General features: G+C 68.3%; 21 protein-coding genes. 9 read left to right on the top strand and 12 right to left on the bottom strand.

Annotation, left to right across the window (positions count from 1 at the left end; translation table 11 throughout):
• Position 1 precedes the first annotated feature (1 nt).
• The 4 genes from NO998_RS05440 to NO998_RS05425 all read right to left on the bottom strand — a co-directional run bounded on the left by NO998_RS05440 (position 2) and on the right by NO998_RS05425 (position 6,616).
• Positions 2-919, bottom strand: coding sequence for an NAD(P)/FAD-dependent oxidoreductase (locus NO998_RS05440; protein WP_267646055.1), 918 nt, complete (start codon positions 917-919; stop codon positions 2-4).
• A gap of 116 nt (positions 920-1,035) precedes the next feature.
• On the bottom strand, positions 1,036-3,024 hold the full coding sequence (gene acs / locus NO998_RS05435) for an acetate--CoA ligase (protein ID WP_267646054.1): 1,989 nt from the start codon (positions 3,022-3,024) through the stop codon (positions 1,036-1,038).
• A 141-nt stretch (positions 3,025-3,165) separates the two neighbouring features.
• A complete protein-coding gene (locus tag NO998_RS05430; RefSeq protein WP_267646053.1) occupies positions 3,166-4,866 on the bottom strand; it encodes an acyl-CoA mutase large subunit family protein in 1,701 nt (566 codons plus the stop codon).
• Between the two features lie 109 nt (positions 4,867-4,975).
• Positions 4,976-6,616, bottom strand: a complete 1,641-nt coding sequence (locus NO998_RS05425; protein ID WP_267646052.1) for an NADH-quinone oxidoreductase subunit D — start codon at positions 6,614-6,616, stop codon at positions 4,976-4,978.
• A gap of 125 nt (positions 6,617-6,741) precedes the next feature.
• Between NO998_RS05425 and NO998_RS05420 the strand changes: the two genes are divergently transcribed.
• Positions 6,742-7,407 carry a helix-turn-helix domain-containing protein gene (locus NO998_RS05420; protein WP_267646051.1) on the top strand — a complete coding sequence of 222 codons (666 nt, stop codon included), beginning with the start codon at positions 6,742-6,744 and terminating at the stop codon, positions 7,405-7,407.
• A 9-nt stretch (positions 7,408-7,416) separates the two neighbouring features.
• Here NO998_RS05420 and NO998_RS05415 read toward each other — a convergent pair whose 3' ends face one another.
• The gene (locus NO998_RS05415) at positions 7,417-7,794 is read right to left on the bottom strand and encodes a helix-turn-helix domain-containing protein (RefSeq protein WP_267646050.1); all 378 of its coding nucleotides are present in this window, start codon (positions 7,792-7,794) and stop codon (positions 7,417-7,419) included.
• A 139-nt stretch (positions 7,795-7,933) separates the two neighbouring features.
• On the opposite strand from NO998_RS05415, the gene NO998_RS05410 reads away from it, so the two are divergent.
• Both NO998_RS05410 and NO998_RS05405 read left to right on the top strand, forming a co-directional pair.
• Complete coding sequence (locus tag NO998_RS05410) at positions 7,934-8,572, top strand: helix-turn-helix domain-containing protein (protein ID WP_267646049.1); 639 nt, start codon at positions 7,934-7,936, stop codon at positions 8,570-8,572.
• Between the two features lie 36 nt (positions 8,573-8,608).
• Positions 8,609-9,061: a pyridoxamine 5'-phosphate oxidase family protein gene (locus NO998_RS05405; protein ID WP_267646048.1), complete on the top strand. Its 453-nt coding sequence runs from the start codon at positions 8,609-8,611 to the stop codon at positions 9,059-9,061.
• Here NO998_RS05405 and NO998_RS05400 read toward each other — a convergent pair whose 3' ends face one another.
• Together NO998_RS05400 and NO998_RS05395 are read right to left on the bottom strand one after the other, a co-directional pair.
• Positions 9,062-9,193: a DUF7560 family zinc ribbon protein gene (locus tag NO998_RS05400; RefSeq protein ID WP_267646047.1), complete on the bottom strand. Its 132-nt coding sequence runs from the start codon at positions 9,191-9,193 to the stop codon at positions 9,062-9,064. It lies immediately after the preceding gene.
• A gap of 208 nt (positions 9,194-9,401) precedes the next feature.
• On the bottom strand, positions 9,402-10,448 hold the full coding sequence (locus NO998_RS05395; protein ID WP_267646046.1) for a M42 family metallopeptidase: 1,047 nt from the start codon (positions 10,446-10,448) through the stop codon (positions 9,402-9,404).
• Positions 10,449-10,590: 142 nt separating this feature from the next.
• Between NO998_RS05395 and NO998_RS05390 the strand changes: the two genes are divergently transcribed.
• A complete protein-coding gene (locus tag NO998_RS05390) occupies positions 10,591-10,854 on the top strand; it encodes an MTH865 family protein (RefSeq protein ID WP_267646045.1) in 264 nt (87 codons plus the stop codon).
• Positions 10,855-11,143: 289 nt separating this feature from the next.
• The gene (locus NO998_RS05385; protein WP_267646044.1) at positions 11,144-12,202 is read left to right on the top strand and encodes a glycosyltransferase family 4 protein; all 1,059 of its coding nucleotides are present in this window, start codon (positions 11,144-11,146) and stop codon (positions 12,200-12,202) included.
• A 1-nt stretch (position 12,203) separates the two neighbouring features.
• On the opposite strand, the gene NO998_RS05380 is transcribed toward NO998_RS05385, so the two are convergent.
• From NO998_RS05380 to NO998_RS05370, 3 genes are all read right to left on the bottom strand, one after another.
• On the bottom strand, positions 12,204-12,845 hold the full coding sequence (locus tag NO998_RS05380) for a plastocyanin/azurin family copper-binding protein (RefSeq protein ID WP_267646043.1): 642 nt from the start codon (positions 12,843-12,845) through the stop codon (positions 12,204-12,206).
• A gap of 212 nt (positions 12,846-13,057) precedes the next feature.
• The gene (locus NO998_RS05375; RefSeq protein WP_267646042.1) at positions 13,058-13,693 is read right to left on the bottom strand and encodes a plastocyanin/azurin family copper-binding protein; all 636 of its coding nucleotides are present in this window, start codon (positions 13,691-13,693) and stop codon (positions 13,058-13,060) included.
• Between the two features lie 134 nt (positions 13,694-13,827).
• Positions 13,828-14,484, bottom strand: coding sequence for an FAD-dependent oxidoreductase (locus tag NO998_RS05370; RefSeq protein WP_267646041.1), 657 nt, complete (start codon positions 14,482-14,484; stop codon positions 13,828-13,830).
• Between the two features lie 156 nt (positions 14,485-14,640).
• On the opposite strand from NO998_RS05370, the gene NO998_RS05365 reads away from it, so the two are divergent.
• From NO998_RS05365 to NO998_RS05350, 4 genes are all read left to right on the top strand, one after another.
• On the top strand, positions 14,641-16,392 hold the full coding sequence (locus NO998_RS05365) for a 2-oxoacid:acceptor oxidoreductase subunit alpha (RefSeq protein ID WP_267646040.1): 1,752 nt from the start codon (positions 14,641-14,643) through the stop codon (positions 16,390-16,392).
• Positions 16,389-17,252, top strand: a complete 864-nt coding sequence (locus tag NO998_RS05360; RefSeq protein WP_267646039.1) for a 2-oxoacid:ferredoxin oxidoreductase subunit beta — start codon at positions 16,389-16,391, stop codon at positions 17,250-17,252. Before NO998_RS05365 ends, NO998_RS05360 begins: the two co-directional genes overlap by 4 nt.
• A gap of 137 nt (positions 17,253-17,389) precedes the next feature.
• Complete coding sequence (locus NO998_RS05355; RefSeq protein WP_267646038.1) at positions 17,390-18,628, top strand: digeranylgeranylglycerophospholipid reductase; 1,239 nt, start codon at positions 17,390-17,392, stop codon at positions 18,626-18,628.
• A 132-nt stretch (positions 18,629-18,760) separates the two neighbouring features.
• Positions 18,761-19,531, top strand: a complete 771-nt coding sequence (locus NO998_RS05350) for a hypothetical protein (RefSeq protein ID WP_267646037.1) — start codon at positions 18,761-18,763, stop codon at positions 19,529-19,531.
• Here NO998_RS05350 and NO998_RS05345 read toward each other — a convergent pair.
• Positions 19,528-20,670, bottom strand: coding sequence for a DUF373 family protein (locus NO998_RS05345; protein WP_267646036.1), 1,143 nt, complete (start codon positions 20,668-20,670; stop codon positions 19,528-19,530). The genes NO998_RS05350 and NO998_RS05345 overlap by 4 nt on opposite strands.
• Before the next feature lie 70 nt (positions 20,671-20,740).
• On the bottom strand, positions 20,741-21,745 hold the full coding sequence (gene sppA / locus NO998_RS05340) for a signal peptide peptidase SppA (RefSeq protein WP_267646035.1): 1,005 nt from the start codon (positions 21,743-21,745) through the stop codon (positions 20,741-20,743).
• Between the last annotated feature and the right edge of the window lie 2 nt (positions 21,746-21,747).

Below are 21,747 nucleotides of genomic sequence, written 5' to 3'. Positions count from 1 at the left end.
ATCAGTCGTCGGTCCGCGCCGCTCGCTCGGCGTCGATCTCCGCGGCCGCGTCCAGAATGAGGTCGTCGTCGATGTGGGAGAGCAGCCGCCGTTGCCCGGCTTCGGCCCGCTGGTCGGCGTCTTCGCGGGGGATGTAGGCGTCGAGTCGGCGGTCGACCTCGCGCTCCCGGAGTTCGTCGACGCGCTGGTCGGGGAGGTCGTGGTCGTCCGGGAACTGGCTATCGAACAGGTCGCGCCAGCGGTCGCGGTCGCTCCACTCCTCGGTCCGTTCGGCCTCGCGCCGGACCCAGTCGTAGTAGTCCGCGATGGAGTCGGGGTAGCCGCGCTCGCGCCGGACCGCCTCGACGACGCTCACGCCGACGCGGGCGCCGTGGCCGGCGGCCATGAGTGCCTGCGGGCTGGTCTCTGCGTACGGCGAGGCGATGTACAGCCCCTCGATGGGGGTAGTGCCGTCGGCGTTCGCGTACTCCTTGTCGAACTCCTCGTGGGTCTCGCCGTCGTACTCGTGGGTCTGGTACATCGTCCCGTCGTCGAGCCCACGGAGGTACTCGCCGCCGTATCGGGTCGCGGCAACGACGCGGCGGGCCGTGACCGGGTCGCCGGTCTGCGGTCGGACGACGAACCCCTCGCCGGCGTCGGCGGGTTCGACGGACTCGACGAGGTCGGACTCGATCGTCGCGCCCACCTCCTCGGCGTGGTCGTGCATCAACTCGTAGAACGTCTCGGCGTCGACGCCGCCGGGGAAGCCGAGGTAGTTCTCGAGGTGGGCACACTGTCCGATCGACGATCGGCCGCGGTCGAAGATCAGCGTTCCCAGCCCGTACCGGGCGCTGAACACACCGACCGCCGACCCCGCCGGCCCGCCGCCGACGACGGCCACGTCGTAGTCGTACTCGTCCTCGCCGGTGTCCGTCGCCATGGGAATTAGGCCAGCCTAAACGATGAAAACAGTTCCGGTCCTTAGGCCGGCCGAAAGCGGGTGGGCGATCGACGGGCGGGAGCCGCGGTCGGCGATCACTCGTCAGCGAGCGGGGCTCACTCCCCGACCTGTTCCTGAATGGCCGAGACGACCTCGGGGTTGCGCAGCGTCGAAGTGTTCCCGAGGTCGTCGCCGTTGGCGATGTCCTCGAGCAGGCGGCGCATGATCTTTCCCGAGCGGGTCTTCGGGAGTTCGGGGGTGAAGATCACTGCTTCGGGCCGGGCGATCGGGCCGATGGCCGACTCGACGCCGGCGACGATGGCCTCACGGAGTTCCTCGTTCTCGTCGTAGCCGTCCTCGGTGATGACGTAGGCGTAGACGGCTTCGCCCTTCACGTCGTGGTCGCCGCCGACGACGGCAGCCTCGGCGACGCCCTCGACGCCGACGATGGCCGACTCGATCTCCATGGTCCCGAGGCGGTGGCCCGAGACGTTGATCACGTCGTCGACGCGACCGAGGACGGTGATGTAGCCGTCCTCGTCGATCTTCGCGCCGTCCTCCGGGAAGTAGACCCAGTCGCGCCAGTCGTCGCTGTCGGTGTCGGAGTACTCCCGCCAGTACTCGTCGACGAACCGGTCGTCGTTGCGGTAGAGCGTCCGGAGCATCCCGGGCCACGGCTTGTTTACTGTCAGGTAGCCCGCGCGGCCGGCCTCGACCGATTCGCCACGGGTATCGACGATCTCGGCGTCGACGCCGGGAAGCGGCGGCCCCGCCGAGCCGGGCTTCATCTCACCAACGCCGGGGAGAGTGGTGATCATCTGCCCGCCGGTCTCGGTCTGCCACCACGTGTCGACGATCGGGCACGCCTCGTCGCCGATGTGGGTGTAGTACCACTTCCACGCGCGGGGGTTGATCGGTTCCCCGACGGTGCCGAGCAGCCGCAGGCTGGAGAGGTCGTGTGAATCGGGGTACTGCGACCCCCACTTCATGAACGCCCGGATCGCCGTCGGAGCGGTGTACAGTTGGGTCGCCTCGTACTCCTCGATGATCTCCCAGAGGCGGTCCCGGTCGGGGTAGTCGGGCGTCCCCTCGTACATCATCGTCGTCGTCCCGAGCGCGAGCGGCCCGTAGACGATGTAGGAGTGGCCGGTGATCCAGCCGATGTCTGCCGAGCAGAAGTAGGTGTCCTCGGGCTTGATGTCCAGTACGGCGTGGGAGGTCCACGCGGCCCACGAGAGGTAGCCGCCCGTGGTGTGCTTCACCCCCTTCGGCTGGCCGGTCGTACCGGAGGTGTACATCAGGAACAGCATGTCCTCGGCGTCGCGGGCGACCGGGTCGACCTCGGCGCCCTTCTGGGCGTGGACGGCGTCGACCCAGAGCCGCTGGTCCTCGCGCAGGTCGTGTCCGAACGAGTCCGCCTCGGGGAGTCGCTCGACGACGACGGTCTCGGTGTCGTGCTCGACGGCGTCGAGACCCTCGTTGGCCTTCGAGAGGTGGTCGAGCGGGTCGCCGCGCCGGTAGTAGCCGTCGGCGGTGACGAGGTACTCCGAGTCGGCGGCGTTCATCCGGGTCGCCAGCGCGTCCGCGGAGAAGCCCGCGAACACGACCGAGTGGGGCGCGCCGATGCGGGCACACGCGAGCATCGCCACCGCGAGTTCCGGGATCATCGGCATGTACATCGTCACCACGTCGTCCTCGCCGACGCCCATCTCGCGCAGCGCGGCGGCGGCCTCGTTCACCTCGCGGTGGAGGTCCTCGTAGGTGTACGTGCGGTTCGCCTCCTCGGTCGGCTCACCGATCCACTCGATGGCGACCTCGTCGCCGCGCTCGTCGAGGTGGCGGTCGAGACAGTTCGCGGAGGCGTTGAGTTCGCCGCCGGTGAACCACTCGAAGAAGGGTGGGTTCGAGCCATCGAACGTCTGCTCGTAGTCGGACTGCCAGTCGAGCATGTCGGCGGCGTCGTTCCAACACTCCGGCCAGTTCTCCTCGAACGCCTCGTAGACGCCGGGGTCCGAGACGTTGGCCTGCTCGACGAACGACTCGGGCGGCTCGAAGCTGTCCTGTGCTTCGAGTCGCGCTTCGAGTTCCGTGTCATCGTTCGACATAGTCACCGCTACCGTGTGCCGGCGAAACCATAAACCCACCCCCGGGAGAGGGGGCGCGTCGAAAAACTGCGCGGCGTCGGTGGGGCGGTAGGGTGTCGACGGCGGCCGTCGCCGTCGGCCGGCGTCGACACCGATCACCGATCAGGCCAGCCCGATCTTCTCGCGGTACTGGCCGTGTTCGGCCTCGAACACGTCCATGATCTCGCCCATCGTCGCGTAGGCTTTCACCGCGGTGACGACGTGGGGCATGACGTTCTCGCCGTTCTCGGTCGCCTCGCGCAGGTCGTCGAGGGCCGCCTCGACGGCGTCGTCGTCGCGCTCCGCCTTGACCGCGGCGAGGCGCTCACGCTGGTGTTCGGCGACTTCCTCGTCGACGTGGAGCACCTCGGGGGAGGTGTCCTCCTCGGAGACGTACTTGTTGACCCCGACGACGACCTCCTCCTCGTCCTCGACGCGCTCCTGGTACTCGTAGGAGGACTCCTGGATCTCGCGGTGGAAGAAGCCCTCGTCGATCCCCGCGAGCACGCCGTCCCGGACCGAGCCGTCGCCCATCTCTTTGATCGTCTCGATGTACTCCATGGCCTCCTCCTCGATCTCGTCGGTGAGGCTCTCGACCATGAACGAGCCCGCCAGCGGGTCGGCGCTGTCGGCGGCGCCGGACTCCTCGGCGATGATCTGCTGGGTCCGAAGGGCCACGCGAACGGCCTCCTCGCTAGGCAGCGCCAGCGCCTCGTCGTAGGAGTTGGTGTGCAGGCTCTGGGTGCCGCCGAAGACGCCCGCGAGCGCCTGGATCGTCACCCGGACGATGTTGTTCAGGGGCTGCTGGGCGGTCAGGGACTGGCCGGCCGTCTGTGTGTGGAACTTCAGCTGTTTGGACTGCTCGGCCTCGGCGTCGTACCAGTCGTCCATCACGCGGGCGTAGATGCGCCGGGCGGCGCGGAACTTCGCCACCTCCTCGAAGATGGAGTTGTGGCTGTTGAAGAAGAAGCTCAGCTGTGGGGCGAACTCGTCGACGTCCATCCCGCGGTCCATCGCGTCCTCGACGTAGGCGAAGCCGTCGGCGAGGGTGAAGGCGAGCTCCTGCACCGCCGTGGACCCGGCCTCCCGGATGTGGTAGCCCGAGATGGAGACCGGGCTGAACTTCGGCGTCTCCTGGGCCGCGAACTCGATGGTGTCGGTGACGATGTCGAGGCTCGGCTCCGGCGGGATCACCCACTCCTTCTGGGCGATGAACTCCTTCAGCATGTCGTTCTGGAGGGTCCCCCGCACCTGTTCGCGGGGCACGTCCTGCTGGTCGGCCAGCGCGAGGTACATCGCGTAGATGACCGACGCCGAGGGGTTGATCGTGAAGGAGGTCGAGACCTCGCCGATGTCGATGCCGTCGAAGAGGATCTCCATGTCCCGCAGCGTGTCGACGGCGACGCCCTCCTTGCCCACCTCGCCGAGCGCCATCGGGTCGTCCGAATCGATCCCCATGAGCGAGGGCATGTCGAACGCCGTCGAGAGGCCGGTCTGGCCCTCGTCGATCAGGTAGTGGAACCGCTCGTTGGTGTCCTCGGCGGAGCCGAAGCCGGCGAACTGCCGCATCGTCCACGTCCGCCCGCGGTACATCGTCGGGTACGGGCCGCGGGTGTAGGGGAACTCCCCGGGGTTGCCGAGGTCCTCCTCGTAGTCCAGGTCGGCCACGTCGCTCGGGTCGTAGAGCCCGTCGATCTCGAGGTTCGAGACCGTGGCGAAGCGGTCCTTCCGTTCGCCGTAGGCGTCGAGGGTCGGGTCGAGCGTCTCGTCTTCCCACTCCTCGCGGGACTCGCGTATCTCCGCGAGGTCCTCCTCGTCGTACATAGCCCCCTGTTCCGCCGGAACGATTATGAAGGGTTCGGGTATCGCGGCGGCGTCGACGGGGGACCGTACACCGTAACGTACGATAGCGAACCGCGTGGTCGGGCGGGAGCTACCGGTCGACCTCGCCCATGATCGGGTCGAGGCTCCCGAGCGTGGCGATCAGGTCGGGGAGGTACTCGCCCTCGGCCATCGACGGGAGCGCCTGAAGGTGCGAGAACGAGGGACCCCGGATCTTGAACCGGGCGGGGGAGTCCGTGCCGTCCGAACGCATGTAGATGCCGAGTTCACCCTTCGCCGCCTCGACGGCGGTGTAGATTTCGGCGTCGTCGTCGGGCCGGAGCGTGCGGGGGACGTTCGCCTGGATGTTGCGCTCGGCCTCGGGCCAGTCGGCGAGTCGGTCGGCACACTGGCCGACGATGCGGGCGGACTCCTCGACCTCGCGCATCCGGACGAGCAGTCTGGCGAAGTTGTCGCCGTCCTCCTCGGTGATCACGTCCCAGTCGAGGTCGTCGTAGGCGCCGTAGGGGTCGTCCCGGCGCAGGTCGTAATCGACGCCGGAGGCGCGAGCGACTGGGCCGGTACAGCCGTACGCTTTGGCGGTCTCCGGATCGAGGACGCCCGTCCCGACGGTCCGGAGCTGGATGATCTCGTTGGCCGTCAGCAGGTCGTAGAACTCACCGATACGGCGGCTCACGCCGTCGACGTACTCACGAACGTCGTCGAGGAACGCCTCCCGTGGTTCGGGCAGGTCCCAGACCAGTCCGCCCACCCGGAAGTAGTTGAACATCAGCCGCTGGCCCGTGAGGTCCTCGAGCAGACTTTGGACCCGCTCGCGCTCCTCGATGGCGTACATGAACGTCGCCGTGAACTCGCTGATCACGTCGAGGGCGTAGGTGCCGACCGCGAGCATGTGGCCGAGGATCCGCGAGAGTTCGGCCGCCATCGTCCGGATCGTCTGTGCGTACTCGGGCACCTCGATGTCGAAGAACGTCTCGGCGACGCGGGCGTACGCCCACTCGTTGCAGAGGCCGGCGCCGCTCCAGTCCCAGCGGTCGGTGTAGGGCATGATCTGGTGGCGGTAGGTGCCGTTCTGGGCCATCTGTTCCTCACACCGGTGGATGTAGCCGATGTCGGGGTTCACGTCGACGACCTGCTCGCCGTCGAGGACCGTCTCGACGTGGAGTACGCCGTGGGTCGCCGGGTGGTGTGGACCGATGTTGAGGAACATCGTGTCGCCCTCGCGCTGGTCGTCCTCGATGGGGTTCGCGTTCTCGGCGAGGGGAACGATCTGTGACCGGTCCTGTTCGTAGTCACGGGAGAGGGGGTGGCCCTGCCACGTCTCGGGCAGGAGGATCCGACGCAGGTCCGGATGGTCGCCGTACTCGATCCCCACGAGGTCGTAGGCCTCCCGTTCGTGCCACGCCGCCGTCTCGTACACCGGAGACGCACTCTCCGAGACCGGGCGCTCGTGGTCCGTCGGGACGACGACGCTGACCTCGTCTGTCGGGTCGTCGTACTTGCGCAGGTGGTAGATGGTCTCGTAGCGGTCGGGGTACTCCTGTGCGGTGACGCAGGCACAGTGGTCGAAGCCGGCCTCGGCCCGGAGGACCTCGAGCACGGCCTGCACCTCGTCGGGCCGGACGACGAACGCGGGCGCGTTCCGGTGGTCGTCACGGTCGACGACGTACGGGGCGAGACGGTCTCCGAGCGACGCGGCGTCGGCGTCCGGCCGGGGGCGCTGTAAACTCATAGTGGCGAACGGGCCGGATGGGAATGAGGGCCCGGCCCGCACGTTCCCATCCGTCCCGTTCGGAGGTGCGCGTTCTGCCCCACATCTGCCACTCTTTAAGTGAGTCGGCCCGAATGGTGCCGGCGATGAAGACGGTGGTGCTGGAACTCGGCATCGACGAGGCGTTGGTGCACCCGATGCACGCCTTTGTGGCCGACCACCCGGCGTACGGGCCGACGCGGCTGCTCCAGTGGAACCCCCACGGCTTCGAGGCGAACGTGTTGCTGTTCTACGTCGACGGCCCGCGCGAGCCGTTCGCCGAGGCCATCGCCGACGTGCCGAGCGCTCAGGCCGTCGAGCCGTCGACGACGGCCGGGGAGGACGGGTTCTACCTCTTCGTGAAGGAGCGACTCGACGGCGGCGACCGCGCGCTGGTCGAGAGCTTCACCGACGGCGACCTCGTCGTCGTTCCGCCCATCGTCTACGACACCGACCGGTCGATGCGGCTGACCGTCGTCGGGCGTTCGGGGGCGATCCAGCGCTGCCTCGACCGGACGCCGGACGGCGCCACCGTGTCGGTCCGGCGAATCCGGAGCGGGGCGAGCGCGGTGGCACGCGGCGAGACGGGGCTGACAGACCGGCAACGGGAAGTCCTCAGCGCCGCGCTGGCGGTCGGCTACTACGAGGAGCCACGCGAGGCGACGCTCGACGACGTGAGCGAGCAGTTGGACTGCGGCGCGAGCACGGCCGCGGAACACCTGCGAAAAGCGGAGGCCGCGTTGGTCCGAAGCGCCGTCGACGCCCCGGAGTGACGCCGCGGGCTACGGTGCCGGTGCGGCGTCGCGTTCGACGATGCGGACCTCCGTCCCGCCGTCGTCGATAGAGAGCGCGACCTGCTCGACGCGGCGACTGTACTCCTTGGCGTGGTTCCCGGTGCTCCGGACCCTGATACCCTCGCGGAGCAGGTCGAGTTCGACGAGTCGCTCGATCTTTCGGTAGGCGGTCGAGGTGGGTATCTCACAGCGTTCGACTATCTCCTTCGCCGAGAGGGGCCGCTCGCCGGTTGCTTCGAGTACCGCCCGGCAGTCCGGGTCGTCCAGTGCGTCGAGGAGGTCGGTGATCTTTCCCTCCCCGTGGACCCGTTCCTCGCCCGACGCGTTCTGGCCGCGGTTCTCAGTGACCGGGACGGCGTAGCTCATACTTCTGGGTGGGGGACGATACCCCACAAGGGTAGGGCACGCATATCGTGGGTGGTTTAAGTGCTAGTGTTGGCTGTCACCAATCCACGCAGCGACCGCCGAACTAAAGTCAGCGGGCATTCATCATCAACTCGCAACGATGGGATCGGGAATCCGTGCGACGGTGGGGTTCGACGCGCCTGCAGGCTGCCCGGTGGCTCGGGTCGCCGCGGGTGGTGTCGTCGACAGCGTCGCCACGAGCGTCACGACCGACGGCCAGCCGGTCACGGAGTTCCTGCTCGACCGGTCGCCGGACACCGTCGACGCCGAGCCGATGTTCTCCTACGGTGCGGCCGACGTATACCGTGTCGAACACGACGCCGACTGCCCCTGTGCCTGTCTGGGGGAGTTCGAGTGCCCGATCCACCGCTATCTCGCCGAGGGCGGCGAACTCACCCTCGTGTTCCACGCCGAGTCCTTCGAACAGCTACAGACGGTGATCGGTGCGCTCCGGGACCGGTTCCCCTCGGCGAACGTCCAGCGGCTCCTCCAGCCGCCGCTGTCGGGGAGCCCCGACGACAGGCGCTTCGTCAACCGCGGGAAGCTCACCGACCGGCAGTCGGAGGTCCTCCGGACGGCCTACCACGAGGGCTACTTCGAACGGCCGAAAGGGGCGAACGCGACCGAACTCGCCGAGCAGTTGGGGATATCCCGCTCGACGTTCACCGAGCATCTCGTCGCCGCCCAGCGGAAGCTGTTCGCCGACGTGTTCGACGAGGGGCCGCCGACGCAACCGTAACGGCTTAGCACCAAGCTCTGTTGAGTCCGGATAGCCATGCCACTCGCCCGAGAGACCGAGATGACGCGGGAGGAGACGGACGCGTTCCTCGGTGAGAAGGAGACGGGAGTGCTCTCACTCGCCGAAGCGGACGACCCCTACGCCGCGCCGGTCTCGTACGGCTACGACCCCGAGCGTCGGACGTTCTACTTCAGGCTGGTCTCGACGCCCGAGAGCGAGAAGCGCCGCTTCCTCCGGCCCGACACGTCCGCGCGCTTCGCCGTCTACGACGACGACGGCGAGGGAGAGTACCGGAGCGTCGTCGCCGCGGGGAGGCTCCACGAGATCGATCCGGCGGAGCTGTCGGTCGAACAGATCCAGCAGTACGGCGAGGCCAAGCGCCCGCTGTTCGAGATCTGGGGCGAGCCGAAGGCCGAACTCGACATCCGACTCTACGAGTTCGAGACGACCGAACTCACGGGTCGCCGAACCGAATTCGACAGGGAGTAGCTACTCGAAATCCGCCGGCTCGGCGGACGCAGAACAGACCGGACAGCCGTTCTGCAGGATGGCCTGATGCATCGGCTCGTTGACCTCGATGTGCTGGCCACAGTCCTGGCAGACGAACTCGTGCTCCTTCATCGGTCAGTCACTCGGCGGGGTCGTGGGTGGTTCGCCCCTGACCGAGAAAGGGGTTTCCACTTGTGAGTCCCTGTCGGCCGTTCCTACACCGCGGGAACGGCCGCCCGCGTCGTCGCCGACCGGGAGCCGTGGTCGGGGACGCGCGGCCACAGATCATCGACGACCGCGGCGCGCAGGCGAAAACTGTGTTTCTCCTCGGCGCGGTCGGTTACAGCGAGTAGTCGTGCTGGCCGTCCTCGCTCTCGAGGAACGCCGTCAGCAGGTCGATGGTCGACCGGATGTCGTCGCCGTTGGCGGTCTCCGTGACGGTGTGGAGGTAGCGCGTCGGGATCGAGAGCGCGCCGACGGGGATGGCGCCGTTGGTGTTCTGGAAGCCGGCCGTGTCGGTACCGCCGGCGGGGAGCACTTCGAGCTGGTAGTCGATCTCCTCGCCCTCGGCGACGCTCCGGAGGCGCTTGTGGACCTTCGGCGTCGTGATGACGGAGCTGTCCTTCAGCTTGATCGCGGCGCCGTCGCCGAGCGCGGTGACGTGCTTGTCCTCGCTGACGCCGGGGATGTCGCTCGCGATGGTCACGTCCAGGGCGATGGCGAGGTCCGGGGCCACGTCGACGCCCAGCGCCGTCGCGCCGCGGATGCCGACCTCCTCCTGCACCGTCGCACAGAAGTGGATCGTCGCGTCGGGGCTCTCGATCTCACGGGCGGCTTCGAGCATCGCGAACAGGCAGACGCGGTCGTCGAGGGCCTTGCCCGTCACCGAGTCGCCCATCTGGATCGTCGACTGCTCCATCGTGACGATGTCGCCGACGCTGACCAGTTCCTCGACCTCCTCGGCGTCGCGGCCCAGGTCGACGACGCGGTCGCCGACCTCCTCCTCGCCGTCGGGCGCCTCGTCGAGCGTGTGGGGCGGGACCGAGCCGAAGACGCCGGTGATGTCCTCCTCGCCGTGGACGACGACGCGCTGGGCCCGCAGCACGCGGGCGTCCCAGCCGCCGAGGGCGTCGATCTTGAGGAAGCCGTCGTCGTCGATGTGTTTGACCATGAAGCCGATCTCGTCCATGTGGGCGGCGACGGCGACCTCGTAGTCGCCCTCGCCCTCGATGGTGCCGACGACGTTGCCCATCGCGTCCGTGGTGACGCTGTCGGTGCTGGCTTCGAGTTCCTCGCGAACGAGGTCACGCACGCGGTCCTCGTAGCCGGGGACGCCGCTGGTCTCTGTGAGGTCCTGCAGCAGGTCGAAATCGAAGTCGAACGCCATGCTCGTAACACCGGGCGCACCGGTCTAAAGGGGGACGGTTCCGGTCAATCGGCCGGGGTTCCGTGGGCGGGGAGTGGGAACCCGCGGCGGGTTCTGCACCGTTTCGGAAACGCTTATCCGACGTTCGGCGGCATAAGGGGGTATGGTCGACGAGGAAACCGAACGCGAACTCCGTGCACAGCTCACCGAAGCCTTCGAGGGCGCTGACTTCCCGGTCGGCAGCCAGATGGACCTCGTGCCCGCGCTCCCGCAGGGGCCGAGCACGCGCTTCGAGGCTGGCGACGTGTCGTTCACCGCGATGGAGCTCGCCGCAAAGCTGGGCGGGCAACAGGAGTTCCCCTACAGCGACGTGGAGTCGCTCGTCGACGACGTGATGGACGGGCTGGAAGCCGAAGGGATGCTCTAAACCGCGACGGTGACACCCGGCCGGAGCCGCCGTGCTCCGGCGGACCGCAGTTCTACAGGAAGTACACCATCACCCCACCAGCGCCCAGCACGAGCACGAGCCAGAGCACGGTGAGGATGAACAGTCGCTTGGCATACTGTTGGTCGATATCGGTCGGTGAGTTTGCCATTGCCGACGCTAAGCGTTCGACCCTTACCTATGTACCGGTCGCTCCCGGGTAGTGGGTCGGCCGTGGCAGAGTCGCCCCGAGTCGGGGCAGTTTTTACCCCCCGGGAAGCTACCACGCCACGTGCACGTCGCGTTCGTCTCCATGGAGACCGCCCATCACCGCGACCGGCGGGGACTGGAGCGAGCGCAACGGACCGCGCGCCTGCTGGCCGACCGGGGCCACGAAGTCACCTTCCTCTGTGCCCAGTGGTGGGGCGGCGACGCCGTCCCGTCGTTCGAACACGAGGGGATCCAGTACCGTCGTGTGACGACCGAGCCGACCAGCCGCGCGTTCGCCGCGAAACTGCCGGCGGCGCTGTGGCGCGCCGGCGCCGACGTGATCCACGCCGTGCAGGGAGTCCCCCGACACGTCTCCGTCACCGAGACGGTCGCGACGCTCCTGCGGACGCCGGTCCTCGTCGACTGGTTCGGCGACGGATCGAGCGAGCCGGGCAGCGAGCGGCGGGCGGCCGCCGGCGCCGACATCGTGACGACGCCCTCGGAGTTGATCCGCACGCGGGTCCGCGAGCGCGGCGTCGACGACGGCGCGGTTCGGGTCGTCCCCGAGAGCATCGACGTGGAGTTGATTCAGGAGGCGCCGGTCGACGACCGCTTCGACGTGGTGTACGCCCGACGGCTCGACGAACACGCGAACGTCGGGACGCTCCTGCTTGCGCTGGCTGAACGCCGACAGCGGGACTGGTCGGCGGCGATCATCGGTGACGGCCCCGAGCGCGAGGCCGTGGAGACGGCCGCGCGGGAGCTCCGCATCGACGACCGGATCACGTTCACCGGCGCGCTGTCCGAACGGGAGCGTGCGAGCATCTACAAGGGCGCCCACGTGTTCGCCCAGACCGCCTCCTCGGAGCCGTTCGCCACGGCACTACTCCGCGCGCTGGCTTGTGGCTGTCTCGGCGTCGTCGAGTACCAAGCGGGCTCCAGCGCACACGAACTGGTCGAGGGCCGGGAGCGCGGGCGGCGGGTCACCAGCCCGGAGGAGATGGCGCGGGTCATCACCGAGGCGGGGGCCGTCGCCCACCGCGAGTACAACGAGCGCTACGAGTCGTTCGACCACGGCGCGGTCCTACGGACGTATCTCGACTGCTACGAGGAGATCCGCGCGGAACGCGGACTGTTCTGAGCTACTCCTGGGCTTCGTGGCCCGGGCTGTCGCCGCCGAACTTCAGGAAGAAGAAGGCGATCAGCAGCGTCGCCGCCATCGCGAAGGTGGCGCCGACGCCGAGCGTCTTCGCGCTGTCGGGCACTGCGGGGCCAGCGGCCTCGCCCTCGCCCTCACCGCCCGCGTCGGCGCTGACGATGACGGTCCCGACCATGCCGACCTGCTCGTGGGGGATACAGAAGTAGCCGTGCTCCCCTTCGACCTCGAACGTGTGCTCGTAGCTCTCGCCCCCGGGGATGTCCCCCTGTTCGGGGTAGCCGTCACGGGCGGGCTGTTCGGCGTCGAAGCCGCCGGATGCCCAGAACTCGGCTCCCTCGGGAATCTCGTCCTCGTAGGCGGTCACGCTGTGCCCGATCGAACCCACGTTCTCCCAGACGACCGTGTCGCCGGGTGCGATCGTGATCTCCTTGGGCGCGAACACGAGGTCGTCGGTCATGTCGACGACGTGTGTCTCGCCGCCGCCACCGCCCGACTCGGTTCCGGTCGCGGTCCCGGTTGTGGTACCCTCCTGTGCCGCCGCCGTCCCGACCGCCGTCGTCGCCGCGGCGCCGGCGGTGCCGGCACGAATGAACGAGCGGCGAGAAAGGGCGTCGTCGTTCTCCATACACCGGGCTTGTACACGCCCGATAGTGAATACTTTGGTTCCGGGCCGAGCGCGAGGTCGCGGAGGCGACTCGATCGAGCAGCGGTCGCCGAAGCCCGTGTGGACATCTCTATGTCGCCGAAGACGCGACGTAACCCCCATCCGAGGGTCTCCGGCCGCGATTTCGGCGTCCGTCGACGACGAGTCGATGCGGACCGACGAGTCGCTCCCGCTTACTCCTCGGTCTCGTGGCCGGGGCTGTCGCCGCCGAACTTCAGGAAGAAGTAGGCGAGTACCAACGTCGCCGACATCGCGAACGCGACGCCGACGCCCAGGGTCCGCGCGCCGCTGGGGACCGCGGGTCCGGCCGCCTCGGGGGCTCCCGTCGGTTCGAGGTCTTCGACGACTTCGAGGGTGCCGAGCATGCCCACGCTCTCGTGGGGGATACAGAAGTACTCGTGTGTCCCAACCGTCTCGAACGTGTGCTCGTAGCTCTCGCCCCCGGGGATGTCCCCCTGTTCAGGGTAGCCGTCACGGGCGGGCTGTTCGGCGTCGAAGCCGCCGGATGCCCAGAACTCGGCTCCCTCGGGAATCTCGTCCTCGTAGGCGGTGGCGCTGTGCCCGATCGTACCGACGTTCTCCCAGACGACGGTATCACCGGCCGCGACCGTGACCTCCGCGGGGTCGAAGACGAGATCATCAGTCATGTCGACGGTGTGGGTTGTCCCACCGCCACCGCCGCCGGCGGTCGCCGTCCCGTTCTCGGTGCTCTCCTGTGCCGCTGCGGTCCCGGCCGCCGTCGTCGTGGCGGCGCTCGCGGTGCCCGCTCGAAGGAACGTGCGGCGAGAGACCGCGCACTCGTTCTCCATGCGTCCCGTTTGCGGACAGCCGATACTGAGTATAAACAGCCTACTGGACCTCAGTGGATGCCGGCGCTCGTTGACGACCTCATCCACCCGTTCCGGCGTCCTGCTCCCTCGCTGCTCACGCGCCGCGACTGCGCTTACCCGAAGCTCTCGACTTTCGCCCCGTCCGCGTCGCCGCCGGCGGCCTCGATGGCTTCGGTCGCCAGATCGACGAAGTCGGCGAAGCCGTAGACGAACAGCCCCTCGCCGTCGGCGTTGGTCAGGGCGTCATCGACGGCCGCGTGGAACGCCTCGTCGTCCGCGTCGTCGCCCAGCGTCGCCACGTCGGCGCCGGCGTCGACCAGCGCGTCGAGTCGGTCGGTGTGGGCCGGTTCGTCGCTGTAGCGGTAGACGACGGCCGCTTCGGCGTCGTTCGCGAGTGCCGCCTCGGCGATGGCGACGGCGGCGCCGATGCCCGGGCCGCCTGCAAGCACGACCGCACGCGCCTCGTCCTCGTAGTAGTCGTCGCCGTAGGGGCCGGCCATCGTCAGTTCGTCGCCGGGGGTGAGGTCTGCGAGGTGTTCACTGAAGGGGCCGCCGTCCTCGTGGACCTCGACGGTGACCTCGAAGGTGTCGACGGTGTCGGGCGAGGAGAGCGTGTAGAAGCGCGCGTAGCTGTCGCCGGCCACGTCCGCGGAGAGCCTGACGAACTGTCCCGCCAGCCCCTCGAAACCGGCCGGCGTCTCGAAGGTGAGCGTGAACGTGTCGGGGCCGACCGTCTCCCGGTCGACCACCTCGACATCGGTTGCGTCCATACACGCGGTTCTCCCTCGGCCCTAAAGCCGCTTCCGCCTCCGGCGGTTCCGCCCCGTACGAACGGTCGGTTCTGCGCGAAGATCGTGGCGAGAATCTGCCGGATGGTGACACGCTTCAGAAGGCTTTTGCACCGTCCGTGGGAACTCAATCGCAGCATGCCAGCGGACTTCAATTGGGCCATCGGCGGCGAGGCCGGCGATGGCATCGACTCGACCGGGAAGATCTTCGCGAGAGCACTCTCCCGAGCCGGTCGACACGTGTTCACCTCGAAGGACTTCGCCTCACGGATCCGGGGTGGCTACACCGCCTACAAGGTTCGGACCGCCATCGACCCCGTCGAGAGCACCGTGGACCGTCTCGACGTCCTGATCGCGCTGACCCAGCGCACCGTCGACGAGAACCTCGAGGAGCTCCACGAGGGATCGGTCATCATCTACGACGGCGAGCGAACGTCGATGCAGGACCTCGAAATCCCCGACGGGATGGTCGGGATGGACGTTCCCCTCAAGTCCCTCGCGGAGGACGCGGGCGGCGCCATCATGCGCAACATCGTCGCCCTCGGCGCCGCGTGTGAGGTCACGGACTTCCCGATCGAGCACCTCGCCTCCTCGCTGGAGAAGCGCTTCGGCGACAAGGGCCAGTCCATCGTCGAGAACAACAAGGCCGCCGCCGACCTCGGCGCGGAGTTCGTCGAGGAGAACTACGAGGCCGCGAGCGCGGAGTTCGAGTACGAACTCGAAACCACCGACGAGAACTACGTCCTCATCAACGGCGACGAGGCCATCGGGATGGGCGCGCTCGCGGCCGGCTGTCGGTTCTACTCGGGCTACCCGATCACGCCCGCGACGGACGTGATGGAGTACCTGACCGGCCGGCTGGAGCGCTACGGCGGCCACGTCGTACAGGCCGAGGACGAACTCTCGGCGATCAACATGGCGCTGGGTGCGGCCCGCGCCGGCGCGCGGTCGATGACCGCGACCTCCGGTCCCGGGATCGACCTGATGACCGAGACGTTCGGGCTGGTCGCCCAGAGCGAGACGCCGCTGGTGATCTGTGACGTAATGCGCTCGGGCCCCTCGACGGGGATGCCGACCAAACAGGAGCAGGGCGACCTGAACATGACCCTCTACGGCGGCCACGGCGAGATCCCTCGCTTCGTCGTCGCGCCGACGACCATCGCGGAGTGTTTCTGGAAGACCGTCGAGGCGTTCAACTACGCCGAGAAGTACCAGACGCCGGTGTACCTGGTCTCGGACCTCGAGATGGCCGTCACCGAACAGACGTTCCCGCCGGAAGCGTTCGACATGGACGAAGTCGAGATCGACCGCGGGAAACTCGTCGACGAGGACGAGGTCGAGGAGTGGCTCGACGAGGAGGGCCGCTTCCGCGCCCACGCCGCCACCGAGGACGGCATCAGCCCCCGCGCGAAGCCGGGGACGACCGACGGCGCCCACATGTCCACGGGGCTGGAGCACAACGAACTCGGCCGGCGGACCGAGGACACGGAAGTCCGGATGGAGCAGGTCCACAAGCGCGAGCGCAAGGTCGAGACGGCCAAGGAGCGCGAGGACTGGAGCCCCCGGGAGTTCGGCAACCCCGACGCCGACAACCTCGTGGTCTCGTGGGGGTCCAACGAGGGCACCATCAACGAGGCGATGGACCTCATGGACGAGGACGCCCCCGAGTTCCGGTTCCTCTCGGTGCCGTACCTCTTCCCGCGGCCGGACCTGACCGAGGCGTTCGAGGCCGCGGAGCAGGTCGTCGTCGTCGAGTGTAACGCGACCGGGCAGTTCGCGGACGTGCTGGAACACGACACGCTCCAGCGCGTGGACCGGGTGAACAAGTACAACGGCGTCGGCTTCAAGGCCGACGAGCTGGCCGCGGAGATCACGGAGGTGCTCCAATGAGCAGCGAGACTCGATTCATCGACTTCAAATCCGACAAGCAGCCCACCTGGTGTCCCGGATGCGGTGACTTCGGGACGATGAACGGCATGATGAAGGCGCTGGCGAACACGGGCAACGACCCCGACAACACGTTCGTCGTCGCCGGCATCGGCTGTTCGGGCAAGATCGGCACGTACATGCACAGCTACGCGCTCCACGGCGTTCACGGCCGGGCGCTACCGGTCGGCACGGGCGTGAAGATGGCCAACCCCGACCTCGAAGTGATGGTCGCCGGCGGCGACGGCGACGGCTACTCGATCGGGTCGGGCCACTTCATCCACGCAGTGCGCCGGAACGTCGACATGAGCTACGTCGTGATGGACAACCGCATCTACGGGCTCACCAAGGGCCAGGCCTCGCCGACGAGCCGCGAGGACTTCGAGACGGCGACGACGCCCCAGGGGCCCAAGCAGCCGCCGGTCAACCCCCTCGCCCTGGCGCTCTCCGCGGGTGGAACCTTCATCGCCCAGTCGTTCGCCTCCGACGCCCAGCGCCACGCCGAACTGGTCCAGCAGGCCATCGAGCACGACGGCTTCGGCTTCGTCAACGTGTTCTCGCCGTGTGTCACGTTCAACGACACGGACACGTACGACTACTTCCGCGACAACCTCACGGACCTCGCGGAGACCGACCACGACGCGAGCGACTTCGACCAGGCCAAAGAGCGCATCCTCGACGGCGACAGCGAGTACCAGGGCGTGCTCTACCAGGACGAGAACTCGGTTCCCTACCACGAGGCCCACGGCGTCACCGAGGACATGACCGAGATCCCCGACGGCGCCCCCGAGAACGCCACGGACCTCGTTCGGGAGTTCTACTGAGGCCGCCGGCGCGAGCTTTTTTCGACGGACGTTCCGACCCACGAGCGGCGACGGAAAACGGCTGCGTGCGCCACCTTCTCGCAGGGGTCGCCGCGTAGTTAGCAACACTCATTACGCGCACCGCGCTTCGTGTGTTCATGTCCGACCGTTTTGACGTGGTCGTCGCGGGGGCGGGTCCGGCGGGCGCACAGTGTGCCCGAGACCTCGCCCAGCGAGGCTACGACGTCGTCCTCTTGGAACTTGAGTCGGAGGACGAGTTCCCGCGTCAGAGCAACAAGTCGACCGCCGGTACGTTCCCGTCGATGATGGCCGCCTTCGGCGTCCCCGACGACGTGGTGATGAACTACACCGACGACGTGGTGCTTGAGTCACCCAACGACCACTACGTCCAGAACCAGCCCGGTGCCGTCTTGGAGTTCGCCGAGTTCAAACAGTGGCTCGTCGCCGACGCCCGCGAGAAGGGCGCCGAGGTCTGGTTCGACGCCCGCGTCTCCCGACCGATCACCGAGGACGGCGCGGCCGTCGGCGTCCGCTACAACGGCGACGAGGAGGTCTACGGCGACATCATCGTCGACGCCACCGGCCCGGCGGCGCCGCTGGCCAAGGACCTCGGCGTCAGCGACCTCGAACGCGGCAAGCAGGCCATCGGCGTCGAGTACGAACTCGAAGGCGTCGAGATCGACCACCCCGACTACGCCGACCTGACCGACTCGATGATGCTCCGACTCGACCACGACCTCGCGCCCGGCGGCTACTCGTGGATCTTCCACACCGGCGGCGACGAGGCCAAGGTCGGGATCTGCTACATCCAGAACCAGAGCCACCGCGACCACGGCAAGGACGGGATGGGGATCGACGACTACCTCCAGTACTGGATGGACACCGACCCGCGCTTCGAGGACGCCGAACGGCTGGAGGGGAAGGTCCACCGCGGCTCGGCCCACATCCAGATGCCGGGCGAACTCAGCACTGACAACTTCATGGCTGTCGGCGACACCGTCCCCTCTATCGACCCGCTGTGGGGAGAGGGCATCCACAAGGGAATGCAGTCCGGTCGCGCGGCGGCGACGACGGCCGACCGCTGTCTCACGCCCGAGGAGCCCGACACCTCGGCGGCGGCGATGGCGGTGTACAACAAGCTCTGGCACAGCGAAGTCGCCCCGCGGATGCGCGAGCGCCTGCTGATGACCGAACTGCTCTACCTCGCGCCGAACTCCCGCTACGACAAGCTGATGGCGGACCTGAACGCGACCGAGGAGGAGACGCTGGCGAAGGTCAACGCCGGCAACGTCGGCGCGATGCGGAAGCTCCTTCGGCTGAGCGACGTGCCGCTGCTGGCGCGGTTCGCCCGCGAACGCTTCTCCGAGTCGCGCTAGCACCACCGTACTGCGTTGATAGGTCGATACTGATACCTGCGTTTGAGTCCTTCTACCGGCTGAAAACGGGACGAACTGCACGGGTCCACCGCACCGCAACTTTCACTTCGGCGCGGCTACTCTCCACGCCCAATGCAAGGGCAACGAACCGGACTGATCGACGCCATCCGCATCGACGTCGCGCGCCTCCACGCGACGTGGATGGAGCTGCTGTTCCCCAGGCAGCTCAACCCCAGCAGCGTGCTCGGCCGCTGGCAGCCAGAGAGCGGCGCCCAGAAGGTGAGCTACTACGGCTGGGCCGCGCTCGGGCTGCCGCTGGTGGTGATCGGCTACCCGCTCCTCCTCCTCGGGTTCGCTACGCGCTACTACGCGGGGAAGCTCGACTCGGCGACGACCCGGCTGGGCATCGTCGGCGTCGTCGGCCTCGCGGCAGTAGTGTGGGGGCTGCTCACCGTCGGCGCGTGGCTCAGACAGTTCTCGACTGACGGCTTGATCGCCGTCGCCGCCGCCGGCGGCGTCGCGACCGTCGCCGCGGCCTTGGCGTACGTGTTCTCCAGCCGGGGCGGCCGGCTCACGAGCGTCCTGTTCGCGTATCCCGCCGCGATGACCGCGCTGTTCTTGCCGCCGGTGGTCGCAGCGCTCTACTCGCCGGCGCTGGCGGGCGTCCTAACCGGGAGCACCAACCTCGCCATCTGGATCCTCGACAACGTGCTCACGGTCGGGGGACTCAACCAGATCATCCGGGACAACTTCGCCCTCCGCGGGCCGGCGTACGTCGCCATGTGGTTCGGCATCGCCGTCCCGCTTGGCTGGCTGCTCGGCGGCGTGGTGGCGCTGGCGGACGTGATCCGACCGAAAGGCGACGAGACGAGCAGTCGGTCCGGGACGCCGGGGCAGTTCTAGGACTGTTCGGGCTCGGCGTCGGCCTCGATACCGTCCGCTTCTTCGACGTCCTCGGTGACGCGTGCGGCCACCCGCACGCCGATCAGCGAGACGACGACGCCGGCAACGATGAACCCCAACAGCCGCTGGCCCGGTTGGAACGTGATTTCCGTGCCCGATAGTGCGAGCCGGAGGTGGTCGACGCCGGCCTGCCGTTCGAGGAAGTAGCCCGTGAACCCCCGCACGACCAGCCCGACGGCGACGACGCCGAACGGGAGGTTCAACACCGGCGAGGTGAGTCGTTCGTCGCGGATGCGCTCGTCGACCAGCCGACCGGCGGACGCCGTCAACGCCGCGAGCGCGAGCCACGGAACCGCGTCGTAGGCGAAGAAGGCGACGCGGATCAGCGCCGGTTCACTGGCGGCGTCGGTTGCCGAGAGCCCGCCGAGGAACGCACCGACGAGTGCGAGCCCGACGGCGACGGCGTAGGTGACGACCGACACCTGCCCGGAGTAGAGGGCTTCACGAACCTGTTCGGGCGTGTTCTCGAGTCGGTCGTCGATGGCCAACCCCTTGTACAGTAAGACGGCACCCAACAGCGAGGCCAACCCCGCCATCGCCACCTGCGTCGAGAACTGGATGGCGAGCGCCGGCAGCACGAGCAGCGCGACTCCGAGCGGTACGAGGACGGTCTGGCGCATCTCCTCGTCGCCGAGGAACTGTTTGAGCAGGTAGTAGGTGGACTCGATGTCGCGGGCCTGCCGGACGACGACGCGGTCGACGCCGTCGACGCCGACGCGGGACTCGACGATCGGGACGACCCGTTCGTCCTCGGCGCTGTCGACGACGACGATGGCCGACTCCGGGTCGTAGCGTTCGATGAGGTCGTCGATCTGCTGGGCGATGGCGCGGTCAGCACCGACCCGGGACTCGCCGCCGCCCGAGACGACCGCGACGGTGGCGTCGTCGCCGCTATCGGTGAGGTCGCGCGCGACGCGGAGGGCTTCGAGCAGGCAGTTGACGCTCGCATCCTCGGGGTCTGCCAACCCCACGTCGGTGACGAGCGAGCGGACCGCCTCCCAGCCGGCGACGGGCATGGACGCGCCCGACTTGGCGCCGACGTCGTTGGAGCGGTCAACACAGAGGACCAGCGTGGTCACAGGGGAGGGGACGGGCGCCGCGACGTTAAGCTTCGGGTCGCTCTCACGCTCGGTTCCCAGACGTGAGCGCTCACGTCCGCAGATCGAACCCCAGCCCGTCGGCGTCGACGCGGCTGGCGAGGCCGGCGCCGAACGCGTAGGCCAGTGATCGCGCACCCATGCCGACCCGAGCGAGCGGGCCGCGATGGGGGGAGAACTCCCGGACGGAGACTTCTTCGCCGAGTCGTTCCTCGACCCGATCGGTTACGTCCTCACGGGTGCCGATCTCGTCGACCAGCCCCAGTTCGAGCGCGGCCTCGCCGTGGTAGACCCGAGCCTCGGTGTCACGGATCGCTTCCTCGGCTAGCCCGCGGCCCTCGGCGACGCGTTCGACGAACTGGTCGTAGCTCTCGTCGATCATGTCCTGGAGGTACTGGCGTTCGTGCTCCTCGATCTCTTTCAGCGGCGTGCCGGCGTCCTTGTACTCGCCGGCGGTGAACTGCTCGTAGCTGACCCCGAGCCGGTCGGCGAGGCCGGCGAGGTTGGGCCGGGAGCCGATCACGCCGATCGAGCCCACCAGCGAGGGCTCGCGGGCCCATATCTCGTCGCAGCCGGCGGCGATCCAGTAGCCACCGCTCGCACAGACGTCGGTCGCGTAGGCGACGGTCGGGCCGTCGAAGTCGGCCGCGGCGTTGCGGATGTCCTCGCTGGGGACGATCTCGCCGCCGGGCGTGTTGAGTTTGACCAACAGCGCGTCGACGGCGGGGTCGTCGTCGGCCGCGTCGATCTGGTCGGCGATCTCGTCGGCGGTCGCGCCGACCGGACCCGTCGGAATCGGTCGGCTCCCGCCGCCGTCACGGGTGATCGGCCCCTCGACTCCGACTTCCGCGACGTTGTAGCTCGGGAACTGGCTCTCGGCGATCCCGGCCGCGATCCTGAGGGCGATACCGCCGAGCGTGAGCGCGAGGAGGATGCCGAGGATGTCCGCGAGGTCACCCGCATACTCGACGAACAGCAGCCAGCCGGCGGCGAGCGCGAGGAGCGTCCCCGCGACGACGACGAACAGCCGCCCGAACTGGTCGGTCGTGTCAGACATGG

It is taken from the genome of Halolamina litorea (assembly GCF_026616205.1).
In the GTDB taxonomy this organism is placed as follows: domain Archaea; phylum Halobacteriota; class Halobacteria; order Halobacteriales; family Haloferacaceae; genus Halolamina; species Halolamina litorea.
Note: the sequence above shows the minus strand (reverse complement) of the source record. Positions and strands in the feature narration are given on the sequence as shown.

Excerpts from the sequence above, each read along its gene's own strand:
- NO998_RS05440 (WP_267646055.1), bottom strand. The coding sequence starts at position 919 with ATGGCGACGGACACCGGCGAGGACGAGTACGACTACGACGTGGCCGTC.
- acs (WP_267646054.1), bottom strand. The coding sequence starts at position 3,024 with ATGTCGAACGATGACACGGAACTCGAAGCGCGACTCGAAGCACAGGAC.
- NO998_RS05430 (WP_267646053.1), bottom strand. The coding sequence starts at position 4,866 with ATGTACGACGAGGAGGACCTCGCGGAGATACGCGAGTCCCGCGAGGAG.
- NO998_RS05425 (WP_267646052.1), bottom strand. The coding sequence starts at position 6,616 with ATGAGTTTACAGCGCCCCCGGCCGGACGCCGACGCCGCGTCGCTCGGA.
- NO998_RS05420 (WP_267646051.1), top strand. The coding sequence starts at position 6,742 with ATGAAGACGGTGGTGCTGGAACTCGGCATCGACGAGGCGTTGGTGCAC.
- NO998_RS05415 (WP_267646050.1), bottom strand. The coding sequence starts at position 7,794 with ATGAGCTACGCCGTCCCGGTCACTGAGAACCGCGGCCAGAACGCGTCG.
- NO998_RS05410 (WP_267646049.1), top strand. The coding sequence starts at position 7,934 with ATGGGATCGGGAATCCGTGCGACGGTGGGGTTCGACGCGCCTGCAGGC.
- NO998_RS05405 (WP_267646048.1), top strand. The coding sequence starts at position 8,609 with ATGCCACTCGCCCGAGAGACCGAGATGACGCGGGAGGAGACGGACGCG.
- NO998_RS05400 (WP_267646047.1), bottom strand. The coding sequence starts at position 9,193 with ATGAAGGAGCACGAGTTCGTCTGCCAGGACTGTGGCCAGCACATCGAG.
- NO998_RS05395 (WP_267646046.1), bottom strand. The coding sequence starts at position 10,448 with ATGGCGTTCGACTTCGATTTCGACCTGCTGCAGGACCTCACAGAGACC.
- NO998_RS05390 (WP_267646045.1), top strand. The coding sequence starts at position 10,591 with ATGGTCGACGAGGAAACCGAACGCGAACTCCGTGCACAGCTCACCGAA.
- NO998_RS05380 (WP_267646043.1), bottom strand. The coding sequence starts at position 12,845 with ATGGAGAACGACGACGCCCTTTCTCGCCGCTCGTTCATTCGTGCCGGC.
- NO998_RS05375 (WP_267646042.1), bottom strand. The coding sequence starts at position 13,693 with ATGGAGAACGAGTGCGCGGTCTCTCGCCGCACGTTCCTTCGAGCGGGC.
- NO998_RS05370 (WP_267646041.1), bottom strand. The coding sequence starts at position 14,484 with ATGGACGCAACCGATGTCGAGGTGGTCGACCGGGAGACGGTCGGCCCC.
- NO998_RS05365 (WP_267646040.1), top strand. The coding sequence starts at position 14,641 with ATGCCAGCGGACTTCAATTGGGCCATCGGCGGCGAGGCCGGCGATGGC.
- NO998_RS05360 (WP_267646039.1), top strand. The coding sequence starts at position 16,389 with ATGAGCAGCGAGACTCGATTCATCGACTTCAAATCCGACAAGCAGCCC.
- NO998_RS05355 (WP_267646038.1), top strand. The coding sequence starts at position 17,390 with ATGTCCGACCGTTTTGACGTGGTCGTCGCGGGGGCGGGTCCGGCGGGC.
- NO998_RS05350 (WP_267646037.1), top strand. The coding sequence starts at position 18,761 with ATGCAAGGGCAACGAACCGGACTGATCGACGCCATCCGCATCGACGTC.
- sppA (WP_267646035.1), bottom strand. The coding sequence starts at position 21,745 with ATGTCTGACACGACCGACCAGTTCGGGCGGCTGTTCGTCGTCGTCGCG.